Source organism: Oscillatoria nigro-viridis PCC 7112, assembly GCF_000317475.1.
In the GTDB taxonomy this organism is placed as follows: Bacteria; Cyanobacteriota; Cyanobacteriia; order Cyanobacteriales; family Microcoleaceae; genus Microcoleus; species Microcoleus nigroviridis.
In genome coordinates this window covers 6,840,620-6,859,792 of record NC_019729.1, presented here as the reverse complement: position 1 = coordinate 6,859,792, position 19,173 = coordinate 6,840,620, and the positions used below count along the sequence as shown (strand labels likewise).

Here is a 19,173-nt window from a genome sequence, read left to right as displayed (position 1 = left end):
TCGCTAAGTCTACGCCGCAGTTGACCGCACTGAGCAGCCAATACCTTAAAGTTATAATTGTCCGATACGTGCTCTGCCAGCCCAAAGCTAATGAAACTAGCCTTCTTTTCTATACAGGGTGCTGCAATGCTAGCGATCGCAGCCACTATTTTGAGTACAGCGGTGGTACAAGCACAACCCATTGTTCCCGCACCTAATGACACTGGCACTACTGTCACGCCTAGCGGCGATCGCTTGAATATTACAGGCGGCAAAACTTCTAGAGATGGAGCGAATCTTTTCCACAGTTTTCAACAGTTTGGGCTTAGCGAAGGGCAGATTGCTAATTTTATCTCTAATCCCGCCATTCGCAACATTCTGGGTCGGGTAGTAGGCGGCAATCCTTCTATTATTAACGGTTTAATTCAAGTAAGTGGCGGCAATTCCAACCTGTTTTTAATCAATCCTTCGGGCATTATTTTTGGCCCTAATGCTAGCTTGAATCTTCCGGCTGCTTTTACGGCTACTACTGCTACTAACATCGGTTTTGATTCCGGTTTGTTCAATGTGGCTGGAGCGAACGATTACAGTACGCTGATAGGAAATCCGAACACTTTTTACTTTAATCTCAGCCAACCGGGAAGTATTATTAATGCAGGTAATTTAGCTGTTTTGCCGGGACAAAGTATAACTTTAATTGGCGGTACTGTCATCAGCACTGGTTCCCTGAATGCTCCCCAAGGTAATATTATTGTCGCTGCTGTCCCCGGTAAAAATGCTATTCGGCTTAGTCAAGAAGGACATTTATTGAGTTTAGAAATTGGGGTTGTTGAAGGGGGATTTTTGGCACAGAATGGGCAATTGTCTCTGCCTTTGTCTCTTCCGCAATTGCTTGCGGGCGCAGGTGGGAACTCTGCTACTGGTATCTCCGTTAACGGTGCTGGAGAAGTGGTTTTGACGGCGGGTTTGAGGGTGGAAAGCGGGGATGTGGCGATCGCTAGTTCTACTGTTAACAGTCAGAATGCTACACTCTCGGCAGCACGTAATCTCACTTTGGTAGAAAGCCAGCTACTTACTGAGAACAATTTGTATCTGTTGGCTGGAGATACGGTGCGCGTGCGGGATGGCAGTTATCCCTTCAGGGCGATCGCAGGCGGCAATCTGACTATACAAGGTAATCAAAATATTGATATCTTGGCCCTAAATTACCCTAGCCCTGCATTCCAATCCTCCGGGGATATCACATTATTGAGCAATGGCACTGTTTCCGGTGATGCTCACTTCACTGCGGGAGGTAATGTAAGTATTCTCACATTGGCTGGCAGCGGCGGCAGTTTTGTGAGTTTGTACGACCCGATTATTAGCTCCGAGGGAGATGTGAGATTTGGGGATTATACTGGAACCTCACTTAAGGTAGAAGCAAAAGGCGCGATCGCGGCGGGAGATATTAGTATCACTGGGCCAGATACTACTTTGTCAGGTTCTGCCGATCCAGATGCGGCGGTGCTTTCAGGTAGTGCAGCTTTAATTCTGCGATCGGGCGTTTCGACTCTGGCGAATGCTGCGAATGTACCGCCCAATGTCACTGCAGGGGAGACGTTTTTTGCTTCTGGGGGTGTTGCTTCGGGCAATAGCATCGGAGTGGGAGCGATTTCGACAGCAGGCGGGCCTGTGATTTTGGAGTCGGGAGGGGACATTGCGCTGGATGCGATCGCCACTTCTGGGGGTAATATTACCCTCAATGCTGCTAGCGACATCGCCGTTACAGGCACTCTCCAGTCCACTGGCGGCAGTATTGACCTCACGGCTGGCAATCTTCTCACAGTCAGCGGCACTTTTACAGATAGTAACGGTGTAAATGCGAGCATTTCCAGCGCTAATGGCACGGGTGGCGGCGCGATTACTCTTCGCCACGCGGGGAGCACGACTACACCTTTTATTGTCGGCGATGCGACAACGAATGGGACGGCGGGAGCGATTACATCAGGTTCCGAGACTATTTCGCCAGAGTTTGCGGTGCCGGTGCCGCCTAGCAGTTACACTCAGGGCAATATTGCGATCGTTACTTCCGCGCCATCTCCAACGCCGGAACCGACACCAACGCCGGAACCGACACCAACGCCGGAACCGACACCGGAACCGACACCGGAACCGACACCGGAACCGACACCGGAACCGACACCGGAACCGACACCGGAACCGACACCATCTCCAACCCCGGAACCGACACCGGAACCGACACCACCACCAACCCCACAACCAACGCCGGAACCGACACCACAACCGACCCCATCTCCAACCCCACAACCAACCCCATCTCCGACACCACAACCGACACCACCACCAACCCCACAACCAACCCCATCTCCGACACCACAACCGACACCACCACCAACCCCACAACCAACCCCATCTCCGACACCACAACCGACACCACCACCAACCCCACAACCAACCCCATCTCCGATACCACAACCGGCACCACCACCAACCCCGGAACCGACACCATCTCCGATACCACCACCATCTCCAACACCACCACCATCTCCAACACCGGAACCCGCGCCATCTCCAATATCAGAACAAACGACATTACCGGATATTTCAATTACCAATGCACTCTCTCAATCTGACAATCTGAATAGCATTAATAGAATTGAATCTCTTTTTAACTACAGATCCGATTGGGTAAGCGAAGTTGTCCAAACGGCATCGCCTCTAAGTAGAGTTAGCCCCAGCGATATCACACGGCTAATCGATAGAGGCGATATCCCACAAGCCAGTTTCTTTATCGATATCTTCTACAGCGAACAAGTGGGGTCATACGTCAACCAGGAAATCAGGCGGGATTTGCAATCTTTTACGGCCATACAGCAAAGAACTAGAGTCATCGCCAGCCAAACTGGTAAAAAACCAGCCATTATTTACGCCTTAGCCCGCCCTGAACAATTAGACCTGATCGTAGTTCCCCCTACAGGCATCCCAATTTACAAAAGCATCCCCGCCGCCCGGCGCGAAACTTTGATGCAAGTCGCCGCCAATTTTAGGGATGAACTCCTTAATCCCAGAAACATCAATACTGAGAGCTATTTGCCAGCATCCCAACAACTTTACCAGTGGATAATTGCGCCCTTGGAAGCTGATTTGAAAGCTCAGGGAATCGATACGCTAGTTTTTAGTATGGATGCAGGGTTGCGATCGCTCCCCTTAGCCGCCCTCCATGACGGTTCTCAATTTCTAGTAGAAAAGTACAGCATCGGACTCATTCCCAGCGTCAACTTAACCGATACTAGCTATGCAAGTGTTAAAAATGCGGAAGTATTAGCAATGGGAGCCTCGCAATTTACCAATAACCAACCATTGCCAGCAGTGCCTGCTGAACTTAATGCTATTGCCTCCGAATGGAAAGGCGAATCCTTCCTCAACCAAACCTTTACTCTCAACAATCTTAGGTCGCAACGTACGGCCCAAGCCTTTCGGATTATTCACCTCGCCACTCACGGAGAATTTAAGCCAGGAGCACCGAGCAATTCTTATATTCAGTTATCAGATAGAAGGTTAACACTCGATCGCGTGCGCGAACTAGGCTGGAATCAGCCACCTAAAGTTGAGCTATTGGTGTTGAGCGCTTGCAGAACTGCTGTGGGTGATGATGACACCGAATTAGGTTTTGCGGGGTTAGCTGTGCAAGCGGGGGTGAAGTCCGTTTTGGCGAGTCTTTGGTACGTCAGCGATGAAGGTACTTTAGGGTTAATGGCTGAATTTTACGATCGGTTAAAAGTCGCGCCTATTAAAGCCGAAGCCTTGCGGCAGGCTCAAATTGCCATGCTCAAAGGTCAAGTTCGCATTGAAAATGGTCGTTTAATTTTGTCAAACTCAAATAAGGAGTTAAAATTGCCGCCCGAGTTAGCTAAACTAGGTAATGAAAACCTTTCCCATCCTTATTATTGGTCGGGCTTTACGATGATTGGAAGTCCTTGGTAATGTCATTGCGAGGAACAAAGCAATCGTAATACCAATTTAATGTGAAGTTGCACATATCTCGATCCCCCTAAATCCCCCTGGTTGTTGGGGGACTTTGATAAGACTCTTATCCCCCCTTCTTAAGGGGGGCTAGTGGGGATGGAGATTTAATAGTCAAACAGCAGTCTCTGACTGGGTTTGAGCTTAAGTTGACACTAATGGGAAATGCCTTGTCCCTACGGGGATAGAACGATAGGCGGGGGTACTTCATAAACGTGGAATCTGCTGTAAGTTCTATTTGAGTGAAATCTATAAAATTAAACAATTAAAGAGGTTGCATAATGATACAGCAAAAACTTATTTCAACTCTAGTTTTTATTGACTCAAATGTTGAAGATTACCAGAGTTTAATTAGCGGCGTTTCCCCTAATGCTGAAGTGATTATCCTAGATGAAACGCTCGATGGCATCGAGCAAATCACCGAAATTCTGGGTCAACGCAGCATCACCAGCTTGCACATAGTTTCTCACGGCAGAGAAGCAGCAGTAGAAATCGGCCGGGCAGAACTTAATATTGATAATCTAGAAACCTACAGCAACCAATTGCAGCAGTGGGGAAAAGCCCTTAACGAATCCGGCAGCATTCTGCTTTACGGCTGTAACATAGCCGCCGGCGAATCCGGCATTAAATTCCTACAAAAACTCAGCGAATTAACCGGGGCAAATATTGCCGCTTCCAATAACCTAACAGGGAGTGCAGCATTAGGTGGCGACTGGGAATTAGAAATTACTACAGGACAAATAAATACCGACATAGCCTTTGAAAAAGAAGTCCTAGAAAGCTACACATCAGTCCTGGCTACCTTAGCTGCTGAAGAATTTAAAAATTCAACCGTAATCGGGCCTTGGATATATGGAGTTGGCAACGCCTCTACAGCTAACCCAGGCTTAACCGCAGGTAGTACACCCAACAGCAGCGGCGTTATTCCCGCTTTAGGGACTGGCGATACACCCGGAACAGGTACTTTGAGATTAACCTCAAACGCCTTTGACCAAGCAGCTTTTGTAATCTACAACAACCCCATCTCTGCCACAGAAGGTCTGAGAGTTACCTTTGATTTCTTTGCCTATAACAGAGGTACTGTCCCTTCACCAGGGGATGGTTCCCTCCTTGGTGCCGATGGCATTAGTTTTTTCCTCATTGATGGAACAGCTACGCCAACACAAGCGGGAGGCTTTAGCGGCTCTCTCGGCTATGCTCAAAATACTAATTCAAATTCACCCGGTATTGTAGGAGGTTATTTAGGTGTCGGATTAGACGAATTTGGCAATTATTCTAGCACTGTTGCTGGAAAACAGGGGGGCACGGGGCAGCTATCTGATGCAGTAGGACTTAGAGGCAGCCAAAGCACATCTTATAATTTTTTAGGTAGCACAGTCGTTCCCGGTGGCATAGATAATATAAATGCAACCAGTCGCACGGATGCTAATACTAAAAGAACCGTTCAAGTTACATTATTCCCGACGACTTCAGCAACACCTAACCGTCTGACAATTGCCTTTGACTTGAACAGCAACGGCACATTTGATGCGGGCGAAACACTGCTCGACATACCAAATTTGGCAAGCGTAAACGGAGCAGTGCCACGTACTTTTAAATTTGGCTTTGCTGCTTCGACAGGGGGAAACACAAACATTCACGAAGTTAACAATGTCATCGTCCAAAGTATAGATCCGCCTACACTTGTAGCCGACGTTTCCATTGTTAAAAAAGGCCCGCTCTATGCCATACCCAATAGCACCATTACCTATACGATTACCTCCACAAATAACGGGCCCAACAGCGCCGAAAGCGTCCTGATTCAAGATCCGCTCCCAGAGGGCTTAACTTTCGTCAGCACTGACAACAACGGTAGTTTCAATCCCACAACGAGGACGGTCATCTGGCCGGCGATTCCGACTCTGGCTAACGGTGCTAGCGAAACCCGCACCATCACCGCCACAGTTTCCCCAACAGTCACCGCTCCCTTAACTAACAGTGCCTATAGCACCTCCAGCACTTTCGACCCCAATCTAGCTAACAACAATAGCTCCCAACCCTTCTCTCAAGTCTCAACTACAATTGTTGCTGCTCTTGCCGACCTAGTTACCACCAAAAGCGGGACTACCGCAGCAGCACCGGGTGCCACAGTTACTTACACAATTTCGACAGTCAACAACGGCCCGAGCACAGCCGAAAACGTCACCATTACCGACAGCATCGTTCCCGGCTTAACAGGAGTCAACGGCGGTATCTACGATGGCAATACAGGTATTGTCAGCTTCGCGCCAGTTGCCAGCTTAGCCAGCGGTGTCACCGTCACCAACACAGTCAGCTTCATCGCCCCTGCATCCGGCAGCGTCAGCAACACCGCCAGAAGTACCTCACCTACGGCTGACCCCACTCCGGGCAATAACGAAGCTACAGTCACCACAACTCTGACACCTAGTGCCGACCTCGTTACCACCAAAACCGGGACTGCGGCAGCAGCACCGGGTGCCACAGTTACTTACACAATTTCGACAGTCAACAACGGCCCCAGCACAGCCGAAAACGTCACCGTTACCGACAGCATCGTTCCCGGCTTAACAGGAGTCATCCCCTCCAACGGCGGTGTCTACGATGGCAATACAGGTATAGTCACCTTCCCGGCTGTCAGCTTAACCAACACCGCCAGCGTCACCAACACAGTCAGCTTCATCGCCCCAGCATCAGGCAGCGTCAGCAACACCGCCAGAAGTACCTCAACTACGGCTGACCCCACTCCGGGCAACAACGCATCTACAGTCACCACAACTCTGACACCTAGTGCCGACGTTGTTACCACCAAAACCGGGACTACGGCAGCAGCACCGGGTGAAACAGTCACTTACACAATTTCGACAGTCAACAACGGCCCGAGCACAGCCGAAAACGTCACCATTACCGACAGCATCGTTCCCGGCTTAACAGGAGTCAACGGCGGTGTCTACGATGGCAATACAGGTATTGTCAGCTTCGCGCCAGTTGCCAGCTTAGCCAGCGGTGTCACCGTCACCAACACAGTCAGCTTCATCGCACCCCCATCCGGCAGCGTCAGCAACACCGCCAGAAGTACCTCAGCTACCGCTGACCCGACTCCAGGCAACAACGAAGCTACAGTCACCACACCTCTGACTCCCACAACTCCCACACCAACACCGACTCCCACAACTCCCACACCAACACCGACTCCCACAACTCCCACACCAACACCGACTCCCACAACTCCCACACCTCTGACTCCCACAACTCCCACACCTCTGACTCCCACAACTCCCACACCTCTGACTCCCACAACTCCCACACCAACACCGACTCCCACAACTCCAACTCCGACTTTCACGCCAACACCGACTTTCACGCCAACACCGACTTTCACGCCAACACCGACTTTCACGCCAACACCGACTTTCACGCCAACAATTCCCACGCCGACTTTAGGTACTCCGGCTGTCATTTTCCTTGAACCACTTGGCAGTACCAACGTACTGGAAAGCTTGGGCAGCGATATATACAAAGTGCGGCTAAATACTCAACCAACTGCTAATGTCACCGTCGCCATTACTCCTGAAAGCCAAGTTACTGTCAGCCAAAGGGCCCTTACTTTTACTCCCGACAATTGGAATGTCGCCCAAACGGTAACGCTGACTGCGGTTGACGATGCGGTTGTTGAGGGCGATCGTCTAAGTCCAATTAGCCACGCCACTAGCAGCAATGACACATTGTATAATAATCTCGTCGCCCCTCTCACAGTTAATATCAGCGATAACGACAACTTAGGCGATGTCAAAACCTTGTCCCAAAAGTCAGTAATCGGTTTGACAGACAAGGACGATCGCGCCACAGGATCGGCATTGAATGATATTATCCACGCACGCCCCGGCAATGACTATCTTCATGGCAAAGCAGGCGATGACTTGCTTTACGGACAAAAAGGGGATGACGGCATCAGGGGCGGTGATGGCAATGACATTATTTTTGGCGGCCAAGGGAGTGAATTTATTAGTGGCGATCGCGGTATTGACTTGATTTACGGAGGTAAGGAAAACGATCGCATTTACGGGGGCGATGGCGACGATATATTGTTTGGCGACGGGGGCAATGACTACTTATTTGGAGAAATGGGGGCCGACACTCTCACAGGCGGATTGGGAAATGATGTGTTTGCGATCGCGATCGATACTGGTGGAACAGACTTAGCCGCCGCTGATGCGATCGCTGATTTTACCCTAAATCAAGACAAAATTGATTTAATTAGCCCCCTTGCTTTTAACCAGTTAAATATTGCTCAAGGAACCGGCGCGAATGTTAGCGATACTATAATTCAGTATCAGGTAACAGGGGAATATTTAGCTGTCTTGAAAGGAGTCACTGCCAGCAGTATAGTTCAGGCAGTAACTTTTTAGACTGCGTATGTTGTGGCGCTAAAGCGCTTTAGCGCCGCAACATAGCTACCTCATTTCGATCGCCTAGTTGGTAGGGTGTCTCAGCAGTCGATCGCACTTTGGCTGTGATTTTCAGGTATAACAACCGCTTAATGTAAATTGTGTAGCCTGTCTTTGATTTTTGTGCGAGTCACCAATGCAGACTCACAGCGTTCCCAGTACATTTTAGCCACGCGATCGCCCGGATTGTGACGCCAACACTCTTCAAAAAGCCGCGCCGCTTCAAATGACTTCCCTCCTGAGTAAAGTGCCCTAGCTTCTGCAAACAATTCCAGCGTAGCTAACTTGGGCTGTTTAATTTCTGGCGGATCTGCATCAAACACCTCATAAATCGTCACAGCTTCGGATTTTCCCTTGACTTTTACCGTATCGAGAGTGCGGATTGCGTACTGGGATGGATTTTTCAGGCGCGTATAAGTTGGCTGCGTAATTAATAGCGCCACCCCATAATTTTTCGTCAAACTTTCCACACGAGAAGCTAAATTCACCGCATCGCTAATGACTGTCCCGTCCATGCGATTTGGTCCTCCCACAGTTCCCAGCATCAAAGAACCCGTATTAATTCCAATCCCAATCTGAATCGGCGCACAGCCAGCCTTAGCGCAGTATTCATTGTATTCAGCGAGACGGTGCAGCATAGCAATTCCCGCTTTCACCGCATTATCCGCCTCACCGCTAAACAGCGCCATAATCGCATCGCCAATATATTTGTCGATAAACCCGTGATTTTCATTAATGACGGGTTCCATGCGAGAAAGATAAGAATTGATAAATTTGAAATTATCCTCCGGTGTCATAGTTTCCGAAAGCGTGGTGAAGTCGCGAATGTCGGAAAACAACACCGACATTTCTAACTGCACTTGGTCGCCCAGTTCCACATCAATGATGCTTGATTTCTCTAAAAACTGGAGAAATTGATGGGGAATAAATCGCTCGTAAGCTTTGTTAAGTTGAGCCAACCTGCTTTCATTTTCGCGTACTTCTGTATAAAGCTTAGAATTTTGAATCGAGATTGCTGCTTGTCCAGATAACACTTTTAATATTTCCACTCTTTCTGGCGTAAAAGCTCCCGCTGTCAAATTATTTTCTAGGTAAACAATACTAATGATTTGAGATTGATTAATCAGCGGCACACATAAAATTGATTTTGGCTGATGCTTTCGGATGTGGCGGTCGTTGGTAAATTGTCCCGATCGGGCAGCATCATCCAGTACCACGCTTTCTTGAGTGCGGCTCACATAATTGACAATTGCGACAGCAAGTTCTTGACAGGTTTCAACGGGGATTGACTGCAACACGGTGACGAGTTCGTCATCGATTTTCCCTTCAGCTTCAATGAACAGTTGTCCCTGGCTTAACAAAATCAGATAGCCTCGTTGCGCCCCTGCATTTTCCATCAAAATTTTCATCAAGCTAGACAGTAGCTTATCTAGCATAATTTCTCCAGAAATCGCCTGAGAAGCCTTCATGACTGCGGCGATATCTAGGTGATTTCCCGAACCAGTCGTTGTCATTGCTACGGTAGTTTGAGTGTTGTTCCTTCCCGGTTGAGTTACCGCAAATAAGTGTGGATATCGCGTTTCTAAATCCGTTACCTTAGCAGTGGCTCCCCATTCAATATAGCAATAATACGCCTCAAATATGTAGGCTTGAGCAACTTTTATTTTGCCCCATTCCGAGTAGAATTTGGCTGCTAGTTCGTTGGCCAGGGCTTCGTCATTAACATATTCGTTTTCTTGGGCTCCTTCAATTGCGCGATCGTACATTTCAATCGCCTCGGCTTTATTGCCCAACACCCGTTGCCGTTCTGCTTCCACTAAATACCATTTATGCAGATAATTCATGGGAGCATTTTGCGCCCACTTTTGCAGCGTGCTTTGATGGGTTTCCACTAAGGCAATAATTTCAGTTTGCTCAATGGCTGGCTGTTCGGGAAAAAGTGCCAGGTGCGTCAGGGCGGCATAAAAATGAAAAATTGGAACAAAAGCCGATCCAGATACTCCCATCAAATACTGTTTGACTTGGGTAATGTGGTCTAGGGCAGCCGTGTAATTACCATAGCAGTAAGCAAGCAGCAGTTTGAAGATGCAGGCACAGGCGATCGCCGTGAATTCATTATCCTGATAGTGTCTGGGAATCATCACCGTTTCATCGTAGGCAGAGCCTATTAACAAATCCGGCCGAATCTGGGTTTCCCTCAAGTTTTGCACCGTCTGCTGAATCATATCCAAATAAACCCGCGCAGAATATTGTTTTAACTGCGCCATGACAGCCCTGTAACTTGCTATTTCTGGTTCCCAAGTGTCGAGTTCTACCCCAGCGAATAAATGAGTATAAAAACAAATATATATGTTGTAGCCAGCGTCTACAAAGTCGCCTGTTTCCATGCCCAACCTATAGCCTTCTTTCAGCGTCGGTATCGTTGCCAAAAGAGCTTCTTGGCGATGCTGAATCCAACCACCAAACAACAGCAGAATTATAGACTTGAATTCCCGTACATTGAACCTATCTAGCAATGAAAGTGCCAATTGCCCAAAGCCATAGCCGGTTTCGACATCTCCTAAAAAGGTACATAACACCATCCCCTGCATCGCATACCCCACAGTAGAGGCGGGTGCATTCCCAAATTGCAGCGATAAACTCACCATCGTGGAGCTCAGCAGGGGAAGCAAACCGGGCATTCCCTGGAAAATGGGTGGAAATATCATACTAGACAGTTGTATAGCTGCCTGAGTCTGTGGATCACTCATCACAGGTAGGTCAACCAATTCCTCAATCTTTCTGCCGCTTAGTTGGTTTGTAAGGGCTTGTAGCGCTTTGCCAATTTTGGCTTCATCAGGCTCGCCAGGGAGTTCAATCCCCAATTGTAAGAGTGCGTCTCTTGCTACGGCTATCGTTTCTAACACCTTGCTCTGGGCTGTCTGAGCAGCAATTTTAATTTCGTAAATTTTAACTCTATCTAAAAATGTTTGGGCTTCTTGCAAAACCAGTGCTGCCATCTGTTCCATCCCCTCAAAATCACCATTTAAATAGGCAATTTCAGCAGCAGCTACATAAAGATTTAGGGTTAATTCATATTGAGTTTGCCAGCATTGAGGTGCCAGTAGATCGAGCCCCGTTTGTAGATAGATATTTGCCGCAGCGTAGGCGGTAGAATTTCTAGCCTTACGTCCAGCTTCTAAGTTGAGTTGGGCTAAGGCTGAGCGTTCAATTAATTGATGGATTAACTCAATTCCTTGATTTAAATGCCCCACAATATCAAATATTTTTTCCTCAGTTTCTATATCGGAAGAACTTTGTAGCAGTAACTGTCCTATTTTCAGATGAGTGGCTTGTTTTTGGTCGTCGGGAATCAATGAATAAGCCGCTTGCTGGACGCGATCGTGCAGGAACTTATAAGTGGGATTAGCAACAGACTGATTCGGGGATCGAGCATCTGCTTGAATTAAATCATAGCCTTCTGAAATCACTAAAATGAGTCCTTCTTGCAAGGCTTTCCACAGCGCTGATTCCGTTTGTTCTGGTAATTCTTCGCTGACTACTGCCAATGTCTCTAAATCAAACTGCGCCCCAATGCACGCGGCAAGTTTGAGAACATCCTGAGTTTCTTTCGGCAACTTCTGCAATTGCGCCGCCATAAACTCCACCACATCCGAGGCGTCGGCAAATTTAACTTGATTAATATCGCACTGCCACCCCCCTTGACTGCCCCCCTTACTAATAGGGGATTGAGGGGGGTTAAAAATAATTTGACCATCTTCATGCAACGCCTTGAGGAATTGAGTCGAGAAAAATGGATTACCTTGGGTTTTTTGATAAACCAATTCTGTCAGGGGTTCGGCTAAAGATAAATCGCAAATCAGCGTATCTGCTACCAACTGATTGAGATCTGCTAAACTCAACGGTTGCAGGGTAATCGTATTCACCGTGGCTCCCGACTTCACAATCTCATCCACAGTCAACATAAACGGATGAGCCGGTGATACCTCATTATCTCTATAAGCACCCAATACTAACAGATGCCCCGTATCTTCCATCAACAGTTGTAGCAATTTCAGCGATGCCGAATCTGCCCACTGCAAATCGTCCAGAAACATCACTAATGGATGTTCTGCTTGGGTAAATACTTGCACAAATTTCTGCATCAGCAGATTGAAGCGATTTTGGGCGGCACTCCCCGACAATTCTAGTGCAGGACTTTGAGCGCCAATGATGTGTTCTAATTCAGGAATTACGTCAATCAAGACTTGTCCACTCTCGCCTACTGCGGTGAGAATCAGGGTTTTCCATCTGTGTAACTGAGCGTCACTTTCTGATAATAATTGTCCCATCAATTCTCGAAATGCTTGCACAAATGCTGAGAAAGGAATATTGCGTTGAAATTGGTCGTATTTGCCTTTGATAAAATAGCCACGCTGTTGGGCGATCGGCTTGTGGACTTCGTTCACTACTGCGGTTTTACCAATCCCAGAAAAGCCAGCTACTAGCATCATTTCGGCACTAGCATTACGAACTCTTTCAAAGGCATTTAATAGATGCACAACTTCAGTTTCTCTGCCGTATAACTTTTCGGGAATCAGAAAATGGTCTGTAAGATCGAGCGTTCCCAACTCAAATTCTTCTATGCTATCGGTTTCTTGTAATTGAACCAGACACATTTCTAAATCCTGCTTGAGACCTAATGCAGTTTGATAGCGATTTTCCGCATTCTTCGCCATCAATTTACTGACAACTTGAGACACAATTACGGGAATTTCTGGCTTGATTTCGTGCGGGGGAACTGGTTGTCGGGCAATGTGGCAGTGAACTAGCTCTAAAGCGTCTTCTGTCTCAAAAGGCAGTTTTCCTGTCAGCAATTCGTAGAAGGTGACGCCGAGGGAGTAAAAGTCAGTGCGGTAATCGATAGAGCGATTCATTCTACCAGTTTGTTCCGGCGAGATGTAAGCGAGGGTTCCTTCTAAAACGTTGGGATTTTTCAGGGTTGGCATTTCTCGCGTTAGCTGAGTGGAAATGCCAAAGTCGATAATTTTGAGCTGTCCGGTCGCTGGATTGAATACTATATTAGAAGGGTTAATATCCTTGTGTATAATATTGGCGCTGTGAATTTGTCCTAAAGTTTCAGTGGCAGCGATCGCAATTTGCAGAAACTCCTTGAGGCTAAACTTTCGCTGCTGCATCCATATTTTCAAGGATTCCCCGCCAAAGTCCTCTACAAAAATCACCAGGCTGTTTTGGTATTTTTGCAAGTCATAAACTTGCACGACTCCCGCCTCTTTCAGCTCTCGGGTGATACGGTATTCGGTGCGGTAGCGTAGCAATTCTTGAGGTGTAGGGTAGCTTTCTTTGAGCAGTTTGAGGATGAGCGGTTGGCGATCCGCTTCCCGAATCGCCCGGTACACCAGAGAGTTGGCACTTTCGTAAAGCAACTTCTGGATGGCAATGCCTGGAATGGAGAGCATATTATTTATTTTTCTGGTAAAAATTAACGCACTGTCAAAACACACCGGGTTCGTTGTGTCGAGAATAGCGCTTTAGAAAGGAACAAATTATGTTTTTATAACACACTCTTAGTTTTTCGGCAGCGAAGTGGCTTTCAGGTGGTCTGGCAGAGTCAGGGTAAGGAGTTATAATGCGACGTATCTAAGCCTTGTTAATTCTCAACTCCATGAATTGTCCCCGTTTCGGTTCTCCAAACATCGTTAAAAATTTTCCCACCCCCCAGCGCTAAGCAAAACTTTAAATGTATATATTGTCACAGGTAGTTTGTTTAAAACCCCAGACATCAAAGGATTTCAGAAGAAACAAAAAAATTGAGAGATCGGCTTTTATTAGAAAAAATATCTTGAGTTGCGATTGTCACAGTCACGAGGGTCTCCCCCCGCTCGTTCCAATACTATAGCCTTTCTCAAAAAGGTGAGATACGAATTTTGACCTGGAAAGCTTGACAATACAGGGTTTCTGTATACCTCATTTACCTGAGAACCGCTATATGTGTTTTTCAACAATTAGCATCAGTCTCCCGGAAAGTTCATGTAAAGTCAAAAAACCAAGGCAAGCTAACGATCTAACGTGATGAAATGTAGTCTTTCGTAGAGCATCAGGGTAACAAGCCGTGGAAAGAGCTGCCAATTGATGCCTTAACCAAAGAAATTCTCGGGGTTTATAGCAATCCTAAATCAGTCGTAAATTTTTTACCCCACGCCAACCATCCCCCCAGGTTCGGGGAGGGTGTAAGAAATTCACAAATGATGCGAGGATTGGTATATAGGAAGTCGAGTTGAAATGGGTGCTAAAGGTTTTTGGGATTCCCTCCCAGAAGTTTACAGACAATGTGCCGTCCATTATACAGATTTTTGGGTCGGATATAAAAAAGTTTTGCCTCGCCAGCGACACAAATCTGTCGGGAAAGATACGGGCAAAACTTCTGATATCGAAAGATGCAAGAACTCCCTGATGTACAGGATATCTCGCTATTGTTGTAAGAAAGAGTCTTTCCTAATCTAAACTGATCTCCAATCCTGTGCGAGCCTTGTGGTATTTTATCGATCGTTACAACGCTTCTTTATCCCTAAAAATGTTTAGGATTTTTCGTTGTTATGCAGGACTACCAGACTTTGTGCTCGTGATTTGGGAAAGTCATTTATCTACTTCCGCTTACCCTTGCGGGCTACAAACTCCCGCAGCCGGAGTAAACTAGCCGTTTGCCCCAAATTCAGCGGCAGCAGCGACACTCCCTCCAACCGAGACTGCACCCAACCATCGCCCCAATACCACTCGTGAAATCCGTCAATTCCCTGACTCAACAACAGCCGCAGACAATTGTGCTCAACAATATCAACGTGATGCTGAACTGCCACGGGGCCCAGCCAACTTGTAAAGGTCAAACCTCGAGCAAATTCTTCCGGCAAACCGCCAGACAACTGCTGCGGCCACAGCCACTGCTGCAATTGACTCGGACGCAACAAGCTGTCTCTAATCGCTGTTTCGGAAGCTTCAAGCTCAATCCGCAGGTTGCTTTGTTGAAAATTACCGAGCATAAGAATTTTAGATATAACTGCAAGTAACTTTAATGTAACTTATTGCACTGGTTCTAACCTGTTGCGGGCGGGCAAGATGCCCACCCCACAAAAACCAAATGCACTCTTCGCTTCACAGGCCCGAAATGCTGTTCAGGGCGGGCGGGCTAGAAGCCCACCCCACAAGCAGAAAATTCATTCTTCGCGGAACGGGCCCGAAAGCCTGTTCTTAGAAAATAGTGCAAAATGTTCGATCGCACATCACCGTCTATCTACCTTCACCTACACTGAAAAATTTAAGATATTCGATCGCACCTACTGCCCGAAACCCGATTTTCGTATCGAACTGTTAAGCTCTGTTTCATTTCATTGAAATCTCCCCAGCTTCACCCCACGGCATCCAAAGTCCGTGATACCATCACACCTGAGTAATGCCTATAGAAAAAAACTGGAGAGAAAAGCTTTGACACTAAGGGTTGCAGTAGTAGGTTCAGGCCCTGCGGGTTCTTCCGCCGCCGAAACATTGGTAAAAGCAGGCATCGAAACATACCTATTCGAGCGTAAATTAGACAACGCCAAACCCTGCGGTGGGGCGATTCCCCTGTGCATGGTGAGCGAATTTGACTTGCCGCAAAATATTATTGACCGCCAAGTCAGAAAAATGAAAATGATCTCCCCCTCCAACGTCGAGGTGGACATCAATATTGAAAACGCACATGAATACATCGGTATGTGCCGCCGCGAAGTGCTTGACGGCTTCCTGCGCGATCGCGCAGCTTCCTTGGGTGCAAAACTGATTAACGGCACCGTTCACAAATTAGAGATTCCCGCCAACAACACCGACCCCTACATTCTCCACTACGCCGACCACTCCGACGGCAGTGCCATGGGAATTCAGAAAACTCTGAAGGTGGATTTGGTAATTGGGGCTGACGGCGCCAACTCCCGCGTAGCAAAGGCGATCGACGCTGGCGACTACAATTATGCGATCGCCTTCCAAGAACGCATCCGCCTGCCAGAAGATAAAATGGCTTACTACGAAGACTTAGCCGAAATGTACGTCGGCGACGACGTATCTACCGACTTCTACGCTTGGGTGTTCCCCAAATACGACCACGTAGCCGTCGGTACCGGCACGATGAAAGTCAATCAAGCAAGTATCAAAAAGCTGCAAGCAGGCGTCCGCGCCCGCGCTGCCAAAAAACTGATGGGCGGTGAGATTATTAAAGTGGAAGCTCACCCCATCCCGGAACATCCGCGTCCCCGCCGGGTTGTCGGTCGAGTTGCTCTCGTAGGCGACGCCGCCGGCTACGTTACTAAGTCTTCCGGCGAAGGTATCTATTTTGCCGCCAAGTCTGGCCGGATGTGCGCCGAAACTATTGTGGAGATTTCCAATAAAGGCGCGCGCATTCCGACTGAAGAGGAAATTAAGATTTACTTGAAGCGGTGGGATAAAGCCTACGGCATTACTTACAAAGTTCTCGACATTTTGCAGCGGGTGTTTTACCGTTCCGATGCGACTCGCGAAGCTTTTGTGGAAATGTGTGCCGATCGCGACGTGCAGAAACTCACATTCGATAGCTACTTGTATAAAACAGTGGTACCGGCCAATCCCTTCATTCAGATGAAGATTACTGCGAAAACCATTGGTAGCTTGTTGCGTGGGAATGCTTTAGCGCCTTAATTCCCAGCAGGAGATCGAACGCACTTTGTATAAAAAAGCGGGCAGTCACAAAACTGCTCGCTTTTTTTCGTCAAAATTCACAGGCGAGACGCCTGTGCCACGTGTGCTAAGGAAGAGGAGGAAGAAGAATTGTTAGTTCAAGTTCAATTGCACTAAGGTATCGGGGGCGAGGAAGTGGGAAATGTGATAAGCTCGCTCTTCTGTTTTCAGCAGGATTTTTTCGTAGAGGTAGCGGGTAGCTCGATCGCCCAAACTTTCTGCTTGTCCTGCTTGACGGCGCAGCAAACTTATAATAGCTTGTTCCGCCGTCAAATCGTGTTCTAGCATTTGGCGGCAGGAATACACGCCGTCTGGTTCCGGCTCGAAACAGCACAGTTCGGCTAACTTGCTAAAACCCGCTGCTGGTATGCCGCCCAACCCGTTTAACCGTTCGCCTAACTCGTGGACGCTATCTTGAGCTTCTCCGTAGCTTTCCTCAAAGAATTTGTGCAAGGAGTAAAATTCTGCCCCTTCCACCACAAAATGATGTTTTTGATATTGCAGGTATAGAGCCTGAAAACTGGCCAGCAGCGCGTTCATCCCTTCACAAATCGGTGCTGTGACTGAATGTTCCAGTAGAACTGGGTTTTCGGCTATGTGGCCAAATGGTCTCAATGCACTCTGAGTCTGGGCCATGTGTGTTCTCCTCTCAATAGGCAGTTTTGTTGCCAATAGAGTCAGTCTAGCACCCTAGATTTACCCGTCAAGCAGGGTCTGCCTCGATAGTGGAAGATTTTGTAGAGTAGGAAATTTTTTTGCTAAATCTATTGAGAATTATTAGCAGTTGGGTTATGCTTTAAAAAGATGCTCGTTCTAAACGCTTCCTGAAAGTGGGGCGAACCTTCTGAAGGCAGAAGGCAGAAGGCAAAAGGCAGAATTTTTCAGGAAGGGCTTTCGATCGTCTTTGATGTTCTGCTGAAATCTGGCTTTTAACTTCTACCCGCTACCAGTCAGGGTAAAAATTAATGCAAATAATTACTGTTGTTAAAAAATGAATCCAGCAGATCCAGAATTAGAAGTTTGTGACATTGTGCAAGTTAGTTGGCTAGATAGGTGGCAAGTTTACAAACGCTTGCAAGAACTAGAAATTCCCTGCTGGTGTACGGTTGACCAACCTTTGCGGGCAAAAGTCAACACAGTTAAACAAGCGGCTCAGTTAATGAGCGTGTTGAGGCAAGTCAGTGCGCCGAGGGGCGAACTGGTGCAGTGGCTGGAATGCTGCTGGCAAAGGGGCTAAAGGTAGAAGGAAGTTCGGCAACGAGCAGTGTAGAAGATGTAACGGATTTAAGGGATTTAAAGGAGTCATAACAATGTATAAATCTGGCAAGCAAGTGTCCGAATTCAGTTTAGAGGGAGAAATCCTCGCCCTGATTATTGAAGATGGCTGTAAACTTAAATATTTGCGAATTAGCAGCGATCGCGGAGTAGAATATCTTGTTAAACTTTGCAAGGAATTGCGGTCATTTCTGTCGCCTATTTTGACCCCCGGGTTGAGAGTTCAAGTTGTAGGTGAGAAAGAACTAAACTTGAAAAACGGTAAAATAAAACTTAAAGCTCGCAGCCTCAAGCTGGCTCAGGGCAACGACGATCGCTCGCACGAACACCTCGATTCCACCAATGTACCTGTTGGGGTATTGACATCCGACGATCGCGCGATCGGCAAAACCCAAGTCACCTCTCCCACAGCAGCTCAAACTGTAAAAGCTCCGGCAAAAAACCAAACCAAAATATTAGTATGTCAAAAATCCGACTGCCAGAAGCGGGGCGCTGGAGGAGTCTGTAAAGCTTTAGAAAATGCTTTGAATGCGCGCGGTTTAGAAGACAAAGTGACAGTACAGGGAACCGGATGTCTCAAACAGTGTAAAGCAGGCCCAAATATAGTTGTGATGCCGGACAAAACTCGCTACAGCCGCATTGCACCGGCAGAAGTTCCAGCAATTATTGACAAACATTGTGCAGTTGTTAAAGCTTAGGCGATCGCCGGGAT

The 19,173-nt window shown here is 47.5% G+C and carries 8 protein-coding genes; 5 read left to right on the top strand and 3 right to left on the bottom strand.

The features are described from left to right. Positions 1-126 precede the first annotated feature (126 nt). Together OSC7112_RS34825 and OSC7112_RS37380 are read left to right on the top strand one after the other, a co-directional pair. Entirely contained in the window at positions 127-3,963 is a 3,837-nt protein-coding gene (locus OSC7112_RS34825) for a CHAT domain-containing protein (RefSeq protein WP_015179145.1), read from the top strand. Between the two features lie 320 nt (positions 3,964-4,283). Beyond that, on the top strand, positions 4,284-8,408 hold the full coding sequence (locus tag OSC7112_RS37380; protein ID WP_015179144.1) for a DUF4347 domain-containing protein: 4,125 nt from the start codon (positions 4,284-4,286) through the stop codon (positions 8,406-8,408). Between the two features lie 128 nt (positions 8,409-8,536). Here the strand turns inward: OSC7112_RS37380 and OSC7112_RS28475 are convergent, their stop codons facing one another. After that, positions 8,537-13,906: an AAA family ATPase gene (locus OSC7112_RS28475; RefSeq protein WP_015179143.1), complete on the bottom strand. Its 5,370-nt coding sequence runs from the start codon at positions 13,904-13,906 to the stop codon at positions 8,537-8,539. 1,185 nt (positions 13,907-15,091) lie between these two features. Then, entirely contained in the window at positions 15,092-15,484 is a 393-nt protein-coding gene (locus OSC7112_RS28470) for a hypothetical protein (protein ID WP_015179142.1), read from the bottom strand. Positions 15,485-15,926: 442 nt separating this feature from the next. On the opposite strand from OSC7112_RS28470, the gene chlP reads away from it, so the two are divergent. Continuing rightward, complete coding sequence (chlP, locus tag OSC7112_RS28465) at positions 15,927-17,147, top strand: geranylgeranyl reductase (RefSeq protein ID WP_041622782.1); 1,221 nt, start codon at positions 15,927-15,929, stop codon at positions 17,145-17,147. Positions 17,148-17,279: 132 nt separating this feature from the next. Here the strand turns inward: chlP and dpsA are convergent, their stop codons facing one another. Further along, positions 17,280-17,822 (bottom strand): DNA starvation/stress protection protein DpsA, encoded by a 543-nt coding sequence (gene dpsA / locus OSC7112_RS28460; protein ID WP_015179140.1) that lies wholly within the window; start codon positions 17,820-17,822, stop codon positions 17,280-17,282. Positions 17,823-18,177: 355 nt separating this feature from the next. Between dpsA and OSC7112_RS28455 the strand changes: the two genes are divergently transcribed. Continuing rightward, on the top strand, positions 18,178-18,423 hold the full coding sequence (locus tag OSC7112_RS28455) for an Asr1405/Asl0597 family protein (RefSeq protein WP_015179139.1): 246 nt from the start codon (positions 18,178-18,180) through the stop codon (positions 18,421-18,423). 73 nt (positions 18,424-18,496) lie between these two features. Then, positions 18,497-19,159, top strand: coding sequence for a (2Fe-2S) ferredoxin domain-containing protein (locus tag OSC7112_RS28450; RefSeq protein WP_015179138.1), 663 nt, complete (start codon positions 18,497-18,499; stop codon positions 19,157-19,159). Positions 19,160-19,173 lie beyond the last annotated feature (14 nt).